This is a genomic window from Pseudomonadota bacterium (genome assembly GCA_036141575.1).
Classification (GTDB): domain Bacteria; phylum Pseudomonadota; class Alphaproteobacteria; order UBA2136; family JAPKEQ01; genus JAPKEQ01.
This window is the reverse complement of the sequence record JAYZXF010000011.1, coordinates 257,390-275,984: the sequence shown is the minus strand read 5'-3', so window position 1 is coordinate 275,984 and position 18,595 is coordinate 257,390. Positions and strand designations below refer to the sequence as shown.

Genomic DNA, 18,595 nt, shown 5'->3' with positions numbered 1-18,595 from the left:
ATGCGAATTTTGCACCATTTATTCCTCACACATTGACGTACTACATGTAGATTTTCATTGTACGCAAAAAACTACATATTGCCCATGAAAAAGAGCACCAGTTTTTGATTTTTTTTGCTAAAAAGTCAGGCAGTTCAAGGACAAGAACTACTTCAGTATGCAGTCTGCAAACTGCTCAGCACCATCCCTCTGCGCAAAAGCCTTGGCAGCCTTTTCTAAACGGCCTCGCTCACTAGAATCTTCAAGCAAGTTTTGAATGGTATTTTGTAAAAGCTCAGAACCTTCCAACTCTGCCTGCCTGAACAAAAGCCCTGCTCCCGCATCACGCACAACCTCACCATTGGCTACTTGGTGACCATCTGCCATTTCATGCGGAATATAAATTGCAGCGCGCCCAGCAAGAGACACCTCAAGAAGCGTGCTTGTGCCCGGCCTCGCCACAACCACATGAGCCTGAGAAATTTTCTCTTTCATGTTATCAAAGAAAGGCACCACCTCCGCAGAAACACCCGCCTGCTCATACGCCTTTACAACATCACTCACATCTTCAGGGCGAGCCTGATGAGAAATACGTATCTTACCGCGTAAATTTTCAGAAAGACCTGCCAAAGCCTCAGGCACAGCTACACTTAAAAAATGCGCGCCCAAACTTCCACCAGTCACAAGCATACTGAGCGATTTATCATCACGCTCCACATCACCATCAAAATAAGAAACCACATCTTTACGAAGCGGGCTTCCCGTCATCATAGTTTTACCCTTTGCTTTTGGAAGGTACCTCTCAGTACGCTCAAAAGAAATACAAACCACATCAACAAAACGGCTCAATAGCTTTGTTGCCATACCCGGCACAACATTCTGCTCATGCACAGCTGTTCGCCTAAACATCAACTTACCTGCAAGCACTGGAGCAACTGAGGCATACCCCCCTGTTCCACACACAGCAACTGGACGAACTTTCAAAATTAAAAATACAGATTTTATAACTGCAAGGCTCAAAGCAGCAAGAGCCTTCAACTTACCAAGCTTACCCTTACCATTCCAAGGAAGCGCTTTTACAATGCGAACAGAAAATCCCTCTTCAGTAATTTTCTCGGAGAACTTCTCACCACCAAGAACAAAGAGAGACTCAACACCACGCTCTCTTAAAACCTGAGCTGTTGCTAGTGCTGGAAAAATATGACCACCAGACGCCCCAACAGCAAAGATAACTGTTTTGCTCATTTAACGACGCCTCCCCCGTACCTTCATACTCTCTTTTTTAGTAATTGAAAGAACCGTCCCCACAAGAATCGCAAGCGCCAGTGTAGATGTTCCTCCATAACTCATAAACGGCAATGTCATACCCGTTGTTGGAAGGATGTGCAGAACAACACCTACATTCACCATCACCTGAAAAGCAAACAAACCAAGAAGGCTCAAACCAACCACACGTTCAAGGTCATCTGTTTTCGCAGCTACACGCGATGCAGCCCGCAACACAAAGTAACCAAAAGAAAGAAGAATAACAGTACAAAACACCAGCCCTAGCTCTTCCGCAAGCACCGTAAAAATAAAGTCGGTATGTGCATCTGGAACCGTATCCTTCACAACGCCTTCACCAATACCCTTCCCCCAAAGACCACCAGAAAGCAGCGCCTCCTCAGCTTTAGAGATCTGATACACATCACCAGATTCAGGGAAAAGAAACGTGTCAATACGGGTTTTAACATGGGACAATGTAAAGTACGCAAAACCACAAAGCGGCGGCAACAAACCTGCCACCAAAAACATGACACGATACGGAAGCCCTGAGAAATACAGCACCAATACCCATGACATAGCAACCACCAACGTCATACCAAAATCAGGCTGCAAAAATAGAAAAACAGAATGAAGCGCAAGCATCGCACCTGTTACGCAACACCCCACAACAAACGCTCTTCTTTGCTTAAAACTTGAAAGAATCATAGCAGCAACAACAGGAAAAGAGACCTTTAAGAACTCTGAAGGCTGAACAGTAAAGCCTACAACCTCAATCCAACGGCTCGCCCCTTTTACATCCTTACCAATTAACAGAACCAGCAACAAACCAACCATAGCACCAAGATAAGTGAGTACAGCAACTTTCTGCACATTACGGAAAGAAAAGAGAGACAGGCCAAGCGCTGTTACAAGACCACCAAACAGGAAGATTGCATGCTTTTTTGTAAAGTAAAACGGGCCCACGCCGTACGTATCCGCGACTGCAGGGGATGCAATTGAACTAGCAAGCATACCCACAGCAAGCCACAACAGAAAGACCCCCAACAATGCCTTATCAATACTCTTCCACCAAATAAGAAGTGGATTACGTTTACGGGCGAGTGAGAATCCTCTGTTCACGTTTTATTCCTTATCGAAGCTTCAGTGTTGCCAGACCAATCACCGCAAAGAGCAATGAAATAATCCAAAAACGCACAACAATTGTTGTTTCAGGCCAGCCAAGCTGTTCAAAATGGTGGTGAATTGGCGCACGCTTAAACACGCGTTTACCACGAAGCTTAAATGATCCCACCTGAATCATCACAGAAAGCGCCTCAATAACAAACAGGCCCGCAATAAAGGCAAATGTAATTTCATGCTTCACAGCAACAGCAATAAAACCAAGCATTCCGCCAATCACAAGGGAACCTGTATCCCCCATAAAGATACGCGCTGGCGGTGCGTTAAACCAAAGGAATCCAAGAATAGAACCAATGAGAGCCGCACAAACAACCGTCAGCTCACCCGCTCCTGCAACGTAAGGAATATGTAGATATTCAGTAAAATCAACACGACCAACTGCGTAAGCAATAAAGGCCAATGACGCTGCTGCAAATACAGCCGGAATACTCACAAGACCATCAAGACCATCCGTTAAGTTAACCGCATTCGCACAACCAATCATCACAAGCGAACCAAACAACATGTAGCCAATCAGGCCAAGATCAATTGAAAACTCTTTAAAGAATGGGAAGTACAGAGTTGTGACATCCGCATTACCTGAAACTTTTGCCCACACAAACAAAACCGTACAGCAAACAACAAACTGAATAGCAAGACGCACCTTACCCGGCACACCTTTTTTCCAAAGCCCTGTCATACCACAGTAATCATCCAGAAAACCAACAAGACCAAATGCCACAATCACAGCACTCACCAGCCACACAAGCGGCTGCGTTAAATCTGCCCAAAGCATCACATTTGCAAGAAGACCAATAATAATCATAAGACCACCCATTGTTGGCGTTCCTTGCTTTGCTTGCACACTTGCCTCAGGGTGATCGTCACGCACAGTCTTTTTAGACTGCTGAAGTCCCTTAAACTTACGAATCAAGCCTGGCCCAATAATCATCACCACAAAAAAGGCCATAAAGAGTGCCGCACCTGAGCGCACAGAAATATATTTAAGAACGTTCAGTACAGTAAACTGTTCGTAAAGAGGGTAAATAAAGTTATACAGCATGTTTTTCTTCTGTTTTATTTTGGATGGCAGCCTTTAGATTCTTCACAACATGCGTTGTATAAGTAATCACTTTCGAGCCCTTAATAACAATGATATCTCCATCATGCAAGTGCGAAGAAATTTCACCGTATGGCAAATCATCTGCCTGATCAAAGAAACCCTTTTGCACCTTCGCATCTAGCACATCATGCAAAACTTTAGCATCCTCACCAACCACATAAGCACCATCAAACTGGTTCACCGTTTCAGCAAGAGATTTATGCAATTCTTCACTCATATCCCCAAGCTCACCCATCTGACCAATAATGGCATAACATTTCCCCGCTGAATTCTTCATAGAAAGCGCGCGTTCAAGTGCAGCCTTCATAGACATAGGGTTAGCGTTATAACTATCATCAATAACAGTGACACCTTCCACCATTTCAATATTGCCGCGCCCTTCAACTGGTGCGTAATTTTCAAGCGTTGCAAGCGCCTTCTCCATTGGAGCTTCCAGATACTTTGTGCAAAGAAGTGTTAAAAGCGCATTGGTCAAAAAGGCCGGGGCGACATCCTGCACAGACAATGTAAACAGTTCGTTCATGACACTGACCGCAAGCGTATAACCGTTTCCACCTTTCTTAATAGACATCACTGATGCATCTGCATTTGCATCTTCCTTAGAAGACACAAGCAAGACTTTCACACCTTCTGGCACATAAGCTTTATAAGCTTCATAGCACTCAGATGTTGTAATGAGTACTCCACCCTGCTCAAGTCCGCGCAGAATTGAAAACTTCTCAACAGCAATATCCTCAACCGACTCAAACGCACCAATATGCGCAGGCGCTACAGCTGTAATAATGGCGACATGAGGCTTAACAAGCTCTGCAAGAGGTACAATCTCACCTGGATGGTTCATACCAATTTCAAATACACCAAAACGCTGCCCTTTAGGAATATTAGAAAGCGTTAAAGGCACACCGATATGGTTATTAAAACTTTTAATAGAAGCATACGCCCCTAAAGATTTAGAGAGCATATCTTTACAAGTTGTTTTGCCTACACTTCCAGTAATAGCAACACGCTGCAAGTATGCCCAATCACGACGGGCATCTGCAAGATCATTCAAAGCTTTTTCAGTTGAATCCACCACAAGAATTTGCGGGTCACCTTCATCTTCTTTTCGTTCAGAGATAGCGAAAGACGCACCACTATCTAGTGCATCCTCAATATAATCGTGGCCATCCTTCTCACGCTTAAGTGCAAGGTAAATATCACCATCTTCAAGGGTACGACTATCGATAGAAATACGACCCAGGTTTGCATCCTTGCCAACCGCATCAAACCCAAGGGCACGCTTAAGCTCTCTCAAAGTCCACATTATACTGCCCCTCCTAAAATGTTTGCACAAATTTCAATATCATTCATAGGCAGAACCTGATCACCAACAATCTGGCCAGTTTCATGTCCTTTACCTGCCACCAACACAATATCTCCAGCAGAGGCATTTTCAATAGCTATACAAATTGCTTTTTCACGGTCACCAATATTTTGCGCTTCAACATGATGTTTATGCACTTCAGATCGAATAAACTCAGGATCCTCATGGCGCGGATTATCATCTGTAATATAGGTCACATCAGCATATTTTTTCGCAGCAAGCGCCATGCCTTTTCGCTTAGATGTATCACGGTTACCGCCACATCCAAACACAACTGAGAGCTGACCTTTTACATGCGGCCTTAAAGCTTGAAGTGCTTTTTCTAAAGCATCCGTACTATGCGCATAATCTACAACAACTGTTGGCGCATTTTCAGCCGTAGCAGAAATCACTTGCATACGCCCCGGTACGGCCTGAATACTTGGAAGCATTTTAATAAGCTCCCTTATATCACCACCAAGTGAAATAATAATACCGAGTGCAGCCGCAATATTTTCAGCCTGGAAAGAACCAATAAGCGGAAGCTCTACTTCCTCCTGCACGTCATCATATTTAATCAACACAACCTGCCCCGCCTCAGTAAGAGACGTTTGCCTTACAACAAGCTCTGCCGAGTCTGGACCATATGTTAAAACTTTTCTGCCACCAGCTTTAAGACCTGCAAGAAGCGGTAAAACTTCCGGCTTATTCACTGGAAGAACAGCCACCCCATCTTCCGTCAGCATTTCCATAAACAGGCGAAACTTCTCAACAGCGTAACGCTCCATGTCTCCATGAAAATCTAAATGTTCTGGCGTCAAGTTTGTAAAGGCGGCTGCCTTAAACTGAACACCAGAAAGCCTTCTGAGTGCAAGCGCATGAGAGGATGCTTCCATACACACACTTGAAACATTCTCATCTTTCAAATCAGAAAGAATTTTCATCAACTGGTTTGGCATCGGGCTTGTGTAACCTGTTTCCACACCCTTTTCACCATCAACAAAAAGACCCATCGTGCCAAGGCACGCATTCTTCTCAGAGAGCACAGACATCATTTGCATTACAAACCAAGACACAGATGTTTTACCGTTTGTACCTGTCACAGCTGTAAGCTCTTCAATACGATTCGGGTATTTTTTAGCATAGAATTTCGCCATCAACTCAAGCGGAAATGGATCCTGCATATCACCCACGCCATCCACATTTGTAATGGCAAGGCCTGCGCCTTTTGCTTTTGCATCAGAGACAAACTTTTCAGCATCGCCACCAATACCTTTATCAAACACAAAAAGATCGCCAGATTTCACCTGACGAGAATCACTTACAACATCTTTAAAAGCAAGCGACGTACCGTTATAGTCCGGCAACAGCTCCTTTAGCTCGACCTGCATATTCATTCTTTCCACTTCTATCTAAAAGGTGCCACTCTTCCTGCACCGTTGGGCGCATTCCTAAAATTGGAACACTTCCTTTTACAAATTCAGCAAAAGCAGGCGCAGCAATACGCCCTCCTCCACCAATTTTCTGGCTTTCATCCACCATAATAAGCACGATAAGCTCTGGATTTTCAATAGGAATCGCACCTATATATGAAGAAACACGATGATCTTCATTATATCCACCAGCAACACTGGCTTCCGCAGTCCCTGTTTTACCACCGACATTAAAGCCACCAACCTTAGAAAGTCTTGCTGTACCCGTTACAGTGACTTCATGCAAAAGCTCACGCATTTTCTTGATTGTAGCATCAGAAACCACCTGATAAACAAGCTCATCTTCCGGCGCATCCATGTAAAACTTAGGCTGCCTTACTTCACCATCTGTCACCATAGCTGAAAAACCTGCAAGAAGCTGCAATGGGGCAATGGCAATACCATGACCAAAACTCATTGTCATTTTATGGATACGGCCCCACTTACGATTTGGATAAAGCGGTGACGCTGACATACCAAAACCATAGTCAACAGGCCCAAGGAAAGACATCCTGCCATAAAAATCTTTAAGCTGATCAACTTCAATCATATCACTAATACGAGACGCACCAATGTTTGATGAGAACTTTAAAACCTCGCCCGGCGTCATAATTTTTTCTTTAGCGTGAGAGTCTTTAATTGTGAAGCGAGAGATTTTGATTGGCTTACGTGCATCAATTTCTGTCTCATCATCAATCAAACCCAACTCATAAGCTTGCGCAAGTGTGAACACTTTAAACGTAGAACCCATCTCATATACACCCTGCGCAAAACGGTTTCTCAAAACATCTTCACTCGCATCACCAAGCGCATTCGGATCATAATCAGGCATGCTCACAGCTGCCAAAACCTCACGCGTCTTTGCATTTAGAGCAACGCCCCACACTGCAAAAGTCCCTTCTTGCTCCATAACTTTTGCAAGCGAAGAGTGCAAACGTTCCTGCAAACGAGAGTCAATTGTCAGAGTTAAATCTTCACCACCAGACAGACGTTTATTTTGGTAGTACTCCAAACCAAATGCACCTTGACCAGCATTATTCACACCACCAACCATGTGAGCATATAGGTTTTCATGTGGGTAAAAGCGCACTTTTTCCTTTTTAAAGCCAAGCCCCGGAATACCAAGACGGTAAACAGCCTTAACCTCCACTGGTGTCAGCTTGCGCTTCAGCCACACAAAGCGACGCTTTGGCGTTTTAATTCGTGCCTCAAGCTTTTCCCACTTCAAATCAGGAAAGAGTGTTTTCAAAGAAGCAATGGCTTCATCATGATCTAGCATCATTTTAGGGTCAGCATAAAGAGAATGAACATCTAAAGTCAGCGCAAGTTCAATTCCATTACGATCATAAATCGTACCACGCTCAACAAATGTATTTTGCGCGAAGTTACTTGGTGCCTTAGGCTCACGTGCACTATCTAAACCAAGCTCCAAAACTTTATAAGAAAGACCAACAAAACATAGAACAATAACGGCTTTAAAAACGAAAAACCTCACCTGAAAATCGGTGAGCTTATTCTTGTTTTTTGTGCGACGCCTTGCCATAGATTAGAAACGCTCGCCTCCATCAAAAGAGATACGTTTCACCTGATCCATATCCATTGGCACCATACCAATTTGACGTGCAACAGCTTCCAGACGTTCAGGACGAGAAACGTGGTAGTACTCTGCTTTTAGCACACGAAGTTCATCTTTAAGGGCACGCTCACTTGCAAGCAAACGCTCACGCTTATCTTTCATCACTTGCACATCAGTTTTAATATGCACCATGGCGATAAATGATAGACCAGTGAAGAGGACGATACATACATCCATCAACTTAATATTCATGCAACCCTTTCCAAAACACGCATTTGCGCACTTCTTGCCCTACGGTTATTTTTAACTTCTTCTTCTGAGACTTTGACGCTTTTGCGTGTTGGCAAAACAAAAACCTTATCCAGCAAAGAGGCTGCCGCCTCTGGCCAAACTTCAGACACCTGAGCAGGTTTTGTTTTAAAACGGTGCATAAACTGTTTCACAATACGATCTTCCAGAGAGTGAAACGTTACGATAATAAGCTTTCCATCTTCGCTTAGGCTATGCATAGCCTTTTCCAGCAAGACTTCCAGATCTTCTAATTCTTGATTTACAAACAGGCGCAATGCCATAAATGTGCGCATAGCAGGATGCTTAGATTTTTTACCCTTCGGGCGACCAACAGCAGACTCAATAACCTTTACAAGCTCTGTTGTTGTTTCAATACGAGATTCACTGCGCGCCCTTACAATGGCTTTCGCAATACGGCGAGACAAACGCTCTTCCCCGTACATGTAAATAATATTTGCGAGACGCTCCTCTTCAAAGTCAGCAACCACATCTGCAGCACTTAAACCATCAGCAGACATGCGCATATCCAAAGGCCCATCTTTCATGAAAGAAAAACCACGTTCAGCTTGATCAATTTGAAATGAAGAAATGCCAAGGTCCGCTACAATCACATCTGCAACCTCACCTGCAAGCGCATCATCCAACTCTCTAAAACTACCGTGATGAATACGGAACTTATCACCATACTCAGATACAAATTCCTTTGAACGTTCAATAGCTGAAGGGTCTTTATCAATCGCCACAACCGAAGCACCACGATCCAAAAAGACTTTCGTATAACCGCCACCACCAAAAGTGCAGTCCACAACACGTTTCCCTGAAAGCTCTCCAGCTGAATTCAACACATCAGTGAGCATTACAGGATCATGCATTAAATCGCCCACCCTTCTGATAGAGTCTCTAGATCATCATCATAATGCTCTTCGTCAGCAGTCTGACACTGTTCGTATAGCTCAGGATTCCAAAGCGTGAAGTACTCACCCTGACCTGCGAATAGAAGCTTATCCTCAACCTTAGCCACTTCCAGAAGATCAGAAGGAAGAATCATACGACCATCACCATCTAAAGTAATGTTTTTAGATGCAGCAAGAATTGTACGGCTCAAACGTTGGCGCTCTTTAGACATTGGAGGAAGACTGTTAATGCGTTTAGCAAATGCGAGAAAATCATCATACCCCCACACAAACAGGAAGCCCTCTTTGCGAGACGGAAAAATCACAACAGACTGGCGAGACTGCGCCATCATTTCGGCACGGAAAGGAGCAGGTACACTTACCCGCCCTTTCTTATCAATGTTATTGACGTATGTAGACAGAAATACCGTCACGTCTCTCCATGCCTCTCTTTTTTGCATCAAGCCCTATAAAAAATGGGCTTTTCTCTCTCGCATCCCTCACATTTGGTTCGCTCATGGTGATATTTGGGACACAATGGAATCTTATGGGATAATATGGGATAACGCAACACCAATTTGCACTTTTCTTAATATTTCTGCCGTGTCCGCCTGTGGATAACTTTGTGAATAACTGCTCAAAACCCACGAAAATCATCAAAAATCCCAGAGAATCCCATGGCACAAATTCGCTTAATCATCCGTGAAAATATTTTATAACTGAGAAGCGAAGGCGCCATGTACCAAGACGTACATAAGTCAAGCATCGGAAGACATAAAATATTTGCAGCAATGAGTAAGTAGAATTTTCTTGAGTTTTTATCAGAGTCATATACTGTCGCCCATGCCTGCCCAGGATGTTGCGACCTTAATTTTAAGAGCGAGGAAAGTCCGGGCACCGCAGAGCAGTGTGATGGATAACGTCCATCCGGTGAGAGCCGAGGGAAAGTGCAACAGAGAACAGACCGCCTTTTTAAGGTAAGGGTGAAACGGTGCGGTAAGAGCGCACCACTGGACTGGCGACAGGACAGGTATGGTAAACCCCACACGGTGCAAGCGTAAATAGGTCCCTATATACAAGTGGCTCGCTTGAAGGGACGGGTAACGTGCTATACTTTATTTGTAAAAATAGAGACAGACGAATAACATCCCTAGACAAAACCCGGCTTATCGGGCAGGCAATTTTAAAATATGAAATACATTCAAAAATTCTTTAGCATCTTTAAAGCAAAACTCAAGCAAGCGCACAGCCTGCTGCCGAAGAACAAGGTCTTGCGCATTTTTATTTATGTGATCGCCATCATATTCGTACTCGCTTTCAGCCTTTACCTATGGGCCTTTATGCTCACCAGTGCACTTGCTGTTAGCATTTGGGGATTCTTTGCTGCCATCATTACACCTATCATCACATGGCTCCTTGGCATTATGAGCGCACTGGGTATCACCAGCCTCATTACAGCTATTTATGGATTTTTTGCTGGAATTGTTATTTTCATTATTAATCTTTTTACAGCCATGCTTGCATGGCTTGGGAGCACATACCTTGGTGCCTTTTTCCTACAGATTCACGGATGGATCATGCCCCTTATTTCTAAAGTCATGCCATTTGTATCAGCTGGAAAATTTTCAAGAAAAGCGATGAAATTTATTAAGCGCGCTCACAAAACTGAGTAATTAGCCCCAGCGCAACTTTGCTGCTTTAAGGATATGAGCATCCTCGCCCACATAGCCAAACGCACGCAGGCTTTCAGGATTTGTTACATCTAAAGACTCAGGTTTATTTAAAACCAAATCCCGAGAGGCTAAGCGCCCCCAATCAAAACCACGCCCCGGATCATCTTTACGGTTCGGCGCAATATCACTATGTGCAAGTACAACATCCGTAGAGAGCGCATAACGCTCCCTCAAGTCTTTAAGGAGCCATTCAAGCGTCTCATATTGGCATTCATGGAATTTTTGATGAGGCAGAACAGACACCTCAATACCGATTGAATTTTTATTCAAGCTGACATCATCTCGCCACGCGCTCACACCTGCATGCCACGCCACTTGGGTCTCCGCCACCATTTGAATAAGCTGGCCTTGCTGATCAATATAGTAATGGCAACTCACCTTCGCCTGAGGGCATGAGAGGCGCTCAAGCGCCTCTTTATCACTTTCCATCCATGTCCCGTGTACAACAATGTACTTTATATCCTCTGTGCGAGGCTCGTGATTTGGAGATGGATAAAAAAGCTTATTCATAACTATAACCTATACACAGAAATAATTAAGGTTTAGCAGGTTTATCTTTTTGAAAAGCGTGTAGTAGTCCATCTACTTGAGCTTGAAAAAAGTAAAGCTGCTAATTGCTTAATTATTTCTGAGGCTCAACCATTGTTTCAGGACGCACAACATTGTCAAATGTCACCTCATCCACAAGCCCCATAGAGATTGCAGATTCTTTCAGAGTCGTGTTCTCAGCATGGGCCTTTTTCGCAACCTTGGCTGCGTTATCGTAACCAATCACAGGGTTCAGTGCTGTTACAAGCATGAGAGAGTTTGTCAGGTTATGGTCAATCTTCTCACGGTTTGGCTGAATACCAACCACACAGTTATCTGCAAAACTCACCATTGCATCACTCAGGATATCAACTGACTCAAGGAAGTTATGAATCATCACAGGCTTAAATGCATTTAGCTCAAAATGACCATTAGACCCTGCAACGGTAACTGCTACATGGTTCCCCATAACTTGAGCACATACCATTGTAAGAGCTTCAGACTGCGTTGGGTTTACCTTACCTGGCATAATTGAACTGCCCGGCTCGTTTGATGGAAGATTCAATTCACCAATACCGCAACGAGGGCCAGATGCAAGCAGACGAATGTCGTTCGCAACTTTCATGCATGACGTTGCAATCGTGTTTAGAACACCACTTCCGTTTACAATTGCATCATGCGTTGCAATCGCTTCAAACTTATTCATCGCCACAGTAAAATCATGCCCTGTTAGGCGAGACACTTCTTTCACCACACGCGCATCAAACTCTGGGTGCGTATTAATACCTGTCCCTACAGCTGTACCACCAACCGCAAGCTCCTTAAGCTCTGGGAGAATTGCTTCCACACGCTCAATGCCTTTTGTTAGCTGCGCTGCATAACCACTGAACTCTTGGCCAAGCGTCAAAGGTGTTGCATCTTGCAGGTGCGTACGACCAATTTTAATAATGTGGCGGAATGACTCAGACTTTTCATGCAGAGCCGTTTGTAGCTTTTTAAGGGCTGGAAGAAGCTTCTCCTCTACCGCAAGCACTGCACTAATATGCATTGCAGTTGGGAATGTATCGTTTGTTGATTGGCCCATATTCACATGATCATTCGGGTGAATTGGGTCTTTAGAACCGATCACACCTTCTTCGTTTTCAATTGCGCGGTTTGCAATCACTTCGTTGACGTTCATGTTTGTTTGCGTACCTGAACCTGTCTGCCAAACAGCAAGAGGAAACTGGTCATTAAACTTACCCTCAACAACCTCAGTCGCCGCACGACAGATCGCATCCGCCTTTTCACGCTCCAACTTACCAAGGTCAGCATTGACTGTAGCACATGCTTTTTTAAGGTATGCGTAAGCACGTACAAAATCCGGTGTAAATTTCTGCGTACCAATTTTAAAGTTATGCAATGAACGCTGGGTTTGAGCACCCCAATACGCCTCAGAAGGAACTTCTACTGTTCCCATTGTATCTTGTTCAGATCTAAACTGCTGGTTCTTATCGCTCATTACATGTACCGTTTTGTTGTTTTCTTTAAACTTGAAACACCATCATAAACCCAAACAAAAAGGCTGTCACTCATTGTAACAGCCTTTTCGCATTCATTTACAAGAGATACTTAACAACCCAGTTGCCTTGCAATCACAATCCTCTGCACTTCTGAGCTCCCCTCACCAATCTGAAGAATACGCTGGTCACGCCAAAAACGCTCAACGTCATACTCTTGCATAAGACCGTAACCACCATGCACCTGAATCGCCCAGTCCGTTACGCGGCCAGCCACTTCAGTACAGTAAAGCTTAGCAATAGAAGCCTCTTTCGTGAATGGTACACCAGCATCTTTCATGCGCGCCGCTTGATACAAGTAACTTCTTGCCACATCAATTTCCATCGCCATATCAGCAAGTTTGAAAGAAATACCTTGGAACTTAGAAATTGGCTTACCAAACTGCTTACGCTCTTTTGAGTACTCAACAGCTCTTTCAAATGCACCCTGCGCTGCGCCAAGACCCATGGCTGCAATACCAAGGCGACCAGCATCTAGAGCTGTCAGCATTTGAGAGCTCCCTTTACCAATTTCACCTACAATTGCATCGTCTTTTACACGCACATTATCCAGATAAACTTCAGCTGTATCAGAAGCACGCCACATGAGTTTACCATGCATCGTTTTCACACTCAGACCTTCAGTCTCTTTATCAATCAAGAAACACGTAAGCTCTGGCTTGCCGTCTTTTTCACCTGTTTTAGCTTGCACAGTCAAACCACCCGCAAGTGGGTTACTTACGTTTGTAATGAAGATTTTAGACCCATTAATGACCCACTCATCGCCATCTTTCTTAGCTGTGGTTTGCGTACCGCGGCTATCACTTCCCGCATTCGGCTCAGTAAGGCCAAAGCCCCAAAGCATTTCACCTGTACACATTTTAGGAAGATATTTTTGCTTCTGCGCGTCAGTACCAAAATTAAGAATAGGACCCACACCAATCGAGTTGTGCGCTGTAACTGTTGCTGCATGAGAACCATCAACACGAGACAGTTCCTCCATTGCAATCACGTAAGAAAGCATGTCCATGCCCTGACCGCCATACTCTGCTGGTACATACATGCCAAACAAGCCCATTTCACCCATTTTCTGCGTAATCTCAACTGAGAATTCCTCTTTTGCATCCAGCTCCATTGCATGCGGCGCAATTTCATCTTCTGCAAATTTACGGATCGCATCTCTTAGAATGATATGGTCTTCTGATAGTCCAAAGTTCATGCTCTCTCTTCCTATTTTATTGTGTTATTTAAGGGCTTCTTTCTTTAAGAAATTGCCACTTTAAGTTTTTGAGGCTTCGCCTCTTTTTTATCTTCTTTCGCCCCTTTAAAAGCCTTCATATCTCTTTCCAGCTTTTTCAGTGCACGCTCAACGTTACGCTCTTTAACAGGACCGTACCCTTTAATCATTTCAGGGAACTTAAGTAGATCAATCGCTACATCGTAATTTTCAGGCTTCAAGTTTGTCATCACCTCTTCACACACATCAAAGTATGTATGAATCAGCTTACGCTCTGTTTTACGCTCTAAACTATACCCAAAGATATCCCAAACGGTGCCCCTCAGGCCTTTTAGCCTTGTAAGCACCTTAAAGGCTGTAAACACCCAAGGGCCAAACTTATATTTCTTCGGTTCACCCGTTACTTTATCTTTGCGCGCGAAGAGCGGTGGAGACAGGTGGAATTTCATCTTACGCCAATCAGAGAACTCGGCTTTCAAACTTTCTAAAAACTCACCATTAGTGTAAAGGCGTGCCACTTCATATTCGTCCTTATAAGCCATAAGCTTATAGGCACTTTGAGCAGCTGCTTTTGTGAGCACTTCTTGATCATTAAATCCTTGAGACTCAATCTCACGTACATTCTCAACAAGAGACTTATACACATTTGCGTAGGCATCATTCTGGTAAGCGATTAGATCTTCTGCACGACGCGCAATCAGCGCATCCAAGCTTTCATCTAGCTTAGGCTTTTCTGATACCACAAGCTTGAGCACTTTTTCACGATCATGCGCCATCAAACGCCCCCAGTTAAGTGCGGCTAGGTTTGCCTTCACGGCAACGCCATTCAACTCAATTGCTTTCTGAATGGATTCAAACGTCAGTGGCACCCACCCTTGTTGCAGAGCATAGCCAAGCATGAACATATTTGTTGCAATTGCATCACCCATAAGCTTAGTCGCAATACGTGTTGCATCAACCACGCTTAAGCTATCCTTCTCAAAAGCATACTTCACAGCATGTAGCGTTTCTTGCTCATGGAAGCTCACTGTCGTATCCATCACAAAGCCTGCATGCGGCACAAGAGCAGTGTTCAACACACCTTTTGTACGTTCACTATCGTAAAGCTTCATCACATTTGGCGCTGCAGAAACCACAAGATCACAACCGAGCAGCAAGTCTGCTTCCGCTTCATCAATACGTACCGTATCAATCTCTTCTGGTGTTTTGGCAATTTTCAGGTGAGAGGTTACAGCACCATTTTTCTGGGCAAGACCCGTCTGATCCAGAGCAGTCGCACCTTTCCCCTCAATATGCGCCGCCATAGACATAATCGCACCAATGGTCACAACACCTGTCCCACCAATACCGGTAATAATTGTGCTATGCGCACCGTCAAACTTCGGCATCTTTGGTGCAGGTAAGTCGGCAAACATATGGCCTGAATCAGCACCTGCTTTAGATTTCTTAATACGCGCGCCGTCAACAGTTACAAAACTCGGGCAGAAGCCTTTCACACAGCTAAAGTCTTTATTACAACTGGATTGGTTAATTTGACGTTTGCGTCCGTAATCTGTTTCTTTAGGCTCCACAGCTACACAGTTAGACTTAGCTGAACAATCACCACAACCTTCACATACACGATCATTAATAAATACACGTGTATCAGGATCAGGAAATTCACCTTTCTTACGGCGACGACGCTTTTCAGCAGCACAAGTTTGGTCATAAATCGCAACCGTTGTTCCCGCCACTTCACGCAGGTCACACTGCACAGCCTCAAAGTGGTCTCTATGCTCAAATACCGTTCCCGCAGGGAACAGAGATTTTTTATAATCTGACGGCTCTTCACTCACGACAACAACCTTAGCCACATTCTCTGCAGCAACTTGGCGAGCAATCATATCGACTGTAAGTGAACCTTCAACAGGCTGACCACCCGTCATGGCAACAGCATCATTGTAAAGAATCTTATAGGTGATATTCACCCCAGCCGCCACAGCTGCACGAATGGCAAGAAGGCCTGAATGCTCGTATGTACCATCACCAAGGTTAGAGAAAATGTGGTTCTCATCTGTAAATGGCGCTTCACCAAGCCAAGTGACACCTTCACCACCCATTTGAGTAAAGCTCTTAGTTTCTCTATCCATCCATAGCACCATAAAGTGACAACCAATCCCTGCGACGGCACGGCTCCCTTCTGGCACCTTTGTTGATGTATTATGCGGGCAACCTGCACAGTAGTATGGCAAACGCGCAATTTTCGCACTGTATGTTTCATACTGTTTACGCTTAGCCTCAAGGTAACGTAGACGCTCTTTAATAGGTTTTTCACTCTTTACTTCAGGAATATGCTCAGCAATCACGCGCTCAATCTGCACAGGAGAAAGTTCTCCATGAGACTGAAGCTGCTCTTTACCTTCAGCAGTATATTTACCTGTGACTTTGCAAGTCATACCTGCATCAAACAGAATTTCCTTAAGCTGACGCTCAAGCAGAGAGCGCTTCTCTTCAACCACAAGGATTTCATCAAGACCTTTAGCAAACTCTTGAATGCTTGTTTCTTCAAGTGGAGATACAAGCCCCACTTTATGAAGGCGAATCCCAAGCTTATTACAAGCCTTTTCATCTAAACCTAGTGAGCGCAATGCATGAAGGGTATCTTGGTAAGATTTACCCGTTGTTAAGATACCAAATTTATCTTTTTTACCTTGATAAACCGTCTGGTCAAATCCATTTACACGGGCAAAAGCCTTCACAGCCTTTAACTTTTCGTATAGACGACCTTCTTGCTTTAAACGATCATCGCCTAAACGTGCATGTAAGTTTTCAGCAGGTTTAAAATCTGGCATTTCAACTTTAAAGCGGTCAGGGCGAATATCTACTGTCGCACTACTCTCTACAATTTCAGTCACACATTTAAAACCAACCCATGCACCACTAAAACGGCTCATCGCAATGGCTTTCACACCCCAGTCTAAGTATTCCTGAATACTTGCAGGGTGAAGCACTGGAATATGTGCCGCTTCCATGCTTTGCTCACTCTGGTGACCAAGTGTAGAAGATACACACCCATGGTCATCGCCCATAAGGGCAATTACACCACCTTGCGGGTCAGTCCCAGCAGCATTGGCGTGACGGAACACATCCATAGAACGGTCCACACCAGGACCTTTACCGTACCAAATACCAAACACGCCATCGTACTTATTTTTACCTTGGAATTTTGTTTGCTGAGACCCCCAAACAGCTGTTGCACCAAGATCTTCATTAATACCCGGCGTAAATGTAATATGGTGTTCTTTAAGATGCTTATTTGCTTGCCAAAGCTGTTGGTCATAGCGCGCAAGCGGGCTACCACGGTAACCAGAAATAAAACCCGCAGTATTGCGGCCTTCAGCTTTATCCCATTTACGAATTTCAAGAGGGAGACGTACAAGAGCTTGGGTACCTGTAATAAACACCTGACCGTCTTCTTGTACATATTTATCGTCAAGTGTTACATCGCTTTTCAGAGCGGTTTTTACCATACCCTATTCACCTTGGCTTTTATTTAATTAGTGGTAGGCGAAGAGGGACTTGAACCCCCGACCAAAGCATTATGAGTGCTCTGCTCTAACCAACTGAGCTATTCGCCCACTGGCTGAATTTATATCACCTCTAAACGCCCCATACAAGGTGAATTTAAGGGCTCAACTGCCAGTTAATTGGGGTTTTTCCAATAGATTCAAGGTACGCATTGGTTTTAGAAAAGTGCTTACACCCAAAGAAGCCATGCCTTGCTGAAAATGGAGACGGGTGCGGAGACTGAAGAATCAAATGCTTTGAAGCATCAATGATAGCGCCTTTCTTCTGTGCATAAGCACCCCATAAAATAAAGACAAGCCCCTCTCTTTTTTCAGATAGCTCCTGAATAATATCATCGGTAAATTCTTCCCATCCACGCTTCTGATGGCTTGCAGGTTTTGACTTTTCAACTGTAAGAACACTATTAAGAAGGAGCACTCCTTGATCTGCCCATTCCTCTAAGCAGCCATGCTCAGGCGCCTGAAACCCTACATCATCAGACAGCTCTTTATACATATTTTTAAGTGATGGCGGCGGCTTAATACCTTTTTGCACAGAAAAGCTTAAGCCGTGCGCCTGCCCTTCTCCGTGGTACGGGTCCTGCCCTAAAATCACAACCTTCACATCATCAAACTTTGTGGTATTGAGCGCATGAAACCAAAGAGAAGACGGTGGAAAAACTTGCGCCTTTTTCACCTCTTCAGATAAAAATGCACGTAAGCCTTGCATACGCTCACTTTGAAGCGACTGAGCAAGGTGTGATTTCCAACATTCTGGAAGCTTTACATGGTCAAGTGTCGAATTCTGTGTCATGGCCGCAGTATAGCGCAGAGATATAGAATAGAAAAGCAGAAGCTAACCTCTTGCAAAGAGACGCTTTTAGGTGTAATCTCGCCGTTCGTTTTATAGATAG

General features: G+C 44.2%; 15 protein-coding genes, 1 tRNA gene and 1 other RNA gene. 2 read left to right on the top strand and 15 right to left on the bottom strand.

What is annotated here, in order from left to right; translation table 11 throughout:
• Positions 1-147: 147 nt before the first annotated feature.
• The 9 genes from VX730_05785 to VX730_05745 are packed head-to-tail and all read right to left on the bottom strand — an operon-like array spanning position 148 to position 9,534.
• Positions 148-1,224 carry a UDP-N-acetylglucosamine--N-acetylmuramyl-(pentapeptide) pyrophosphoryl-undecaprenol N-acetylglucosamine transferase gene (locus tag VX730_05785; protein ID MEC9291896.1) on the bottom strand — a complete coding sequence of 359 codons (1,077 nt, stop codon included), beginning with the start codon at positions 1,222-1,224 and terminating at the stop codon, positions 148-150.
• Positions 1,225-2,364, bottom strand: a complete 1,140-nt coding sequence (locus VX730_05780; GenBank protein ID MEC9291895.1) for an FtsW/RodA/SpoVE family cell cycle protein — start codon at positions 2,362-2,364, stop codon at positions 1,225-1,227. It abuts the gene before it with no gap.
• Positions 2,365-2,374: 10 nt separating this feature from the next.
• On the bottom strand, positions 2,375-3,466 hold the full coding sequence (gene mraY, locus VX730_05775) for a phospho-N-acetylmuramoyl-pentapeptide-transferase (GenBank protein MEC9291894.1): 1,092 nt from the start codon (positions 3,464-3,466) through the stop codon (positions 2,375-2,377).
• A complete protein-coding gene (murF, locus tag VX730_05770; GenBank protein ID MEC9291893.1) occupies positions 3,456-4,829 on the bottom strand; it encodes a UDP-N-acetylmuramoyl-tripeptide--D-alanyl-D-alanine ligase in 1,374 nt (457 codons plus the stop codon). Before murF ends, mraY begins: the two co-directional genes overlap by 11 nt.
• Complete coding sequence (locus tag VX730_05765; GenBank protein MEC9291892.1) at positions 4,829-6,259, bottom strand: UDP-N-acetylmuramoyl-L-alanyl-D-glutamate--2,6-diaminopimelate ligase; 1,431 nt, start codon at positions 6,257-6,259, stop codon at positions 4,829-4,831. Before VX730_05765 ends, murF begins: the two co-directional genes overlap by 1 nt.
• Positions 6,222-7,835, bottom strand: a complete 1,614-nt coding sequence (locus VX730_05760) for a penicillin-binding protein 2 (protein MEC9291891.1) — start codon at positions 7,833-7,835, stop codon at positions 6,222-6,224. Before VX730_05760 ends, VX730_05765 begins: the two co-directional genes overlap by 38 nt.
• A gap of 51 nt (positions 7,836-7,886) precedes the next feature.
• A complete protein-coding gene (locus VX730_05755; GenBank protein ID MEC9291890.1) occupies positions 7,887-8,168 on the bottom strand; it encodes a cell division protein FtsL in 282 nt (93 codons plus the stop codon).
• Positions 8,165-9,079, bottom strand: a complete 915-nt coding sequence (gene rsmH, locus VX730_05750; protein MEC9291889.1) for a 16S rRNA (cytosine(1402)-N(4))-methyltransferase RsmH — start codon at positions 9,077-9,079, stop codon at positions 8,165-8,167. The genes VX730_05755 and rsmH overlap by 4 nt, the downstream gene beginning before the upstream one ends.
• Complete coding sequence (locus VX730_05745; GenBank protein MEC9291888.1) at positions 9,079-9,534, bottom strand: division/cell wall cluster transcriptional repressor MraZ; 456 nt, start codon at positions 9,532-9,534, stop codon at positions 9,079-9,081. Before VX730_05745 ends, rsmH begins: the two co-directional genes overlap by 1 nt.
• A gap of 409 nt (positions 9,535-9,943) precedes the next feature.
• Between VX730_05745 and rnpB the strand changes: the two genes are divergently transcribed.
• Positions 9,944-10,285, top strand: an RNA gene (rnpB, locus tag VX730_05740) — RNase P RNA component class A.
• Between the two features lie 5 nt (positions 10,286-10,290).
• Positions 10,291-10,773 (top strand): hypothetical protein, encoded by a 483-nt coding sequence (locus VX730_05735; GenBank protein MEC9291887.1) that lies wholly within the window; start codon positions 10,291-10,293, stop codon positions 10,771-10,773.
• Here the strand turns inward: VX730_05735 and VX730_05730 are convergent, their stop codons facing one another.
• From VX730_05730 to ung, 6 genes are all read right to left on the bottom strand, one after another.
• Positions 10,774-11,343: an N-acetylmuramoyl-L-alanine amidase gene (locus tag VX730_05730; GenBank protein MEC9291886.1), complete on the bottom strand. Its 570-nt coding sequence runs from the start codon at positions 11,341-11,343 to the stop codon at positions 10,774-10,776.
• A 112-nt stretch (positions 11,344-11,455) separates the two neighbouring features.
• On the bottom strand, positions 11,456-12,862 hold the full coding sequence (gene fumC, locus VX730_05725; GenBank protein ID MEC9291885.1) for a class II fumarate hydratase: 1,407 nt from the start codon (positions 12,860-12,862) through the stop codon (positions 11,456-11,458).
• A gap of 110 nt (positions 12,863-12,972) precedes the next feature.
• Complete coding sequence (locus VX730_05720) at positions 12,973-14,118, bottom strand: acyl-CoA dehydrogenase family protein (GenBank protein MEC9291884.1); 1,146 nt, start codon at positions 14,116-14,118, stop codon at positions 12,973-12,975.
• Between the two features lie 44 nt (positions 14,119-14,162).
• Entirely contained in the window at positions 14,163-17,645 is a 3,483-nt protein-coding gene (locus tag VX730_05715) for an indolepyruvate ferredoxin oxidoreductase family protein (protein MEC9291883.1), read from the bottom strand.
• 31 nt (positions 17,646-17,676) lie between these two features.
• Positions 17,677-17,753 (bottom strand) — tRNA-Ile (locus VX730_05710).
• A gap of 46 nt (positions 17,754-17,799) precedes the next feature.
• Positions 17,800-18,495 carry a uracil-DNA glycosylase gene (ung, locus tag VX730_05705; GenBank protein MEC9291882.1) on the bottom strand — a complete coding sequence of 232 codons (696 nt, stop codon included), beginning with the start codon at positions 18,493-18,495 and terminating at the stop codon, positions 17,800-17,802.
• Between the last annotated feature and the right edge of the window lie 100 nt (positions 18,496-18,595).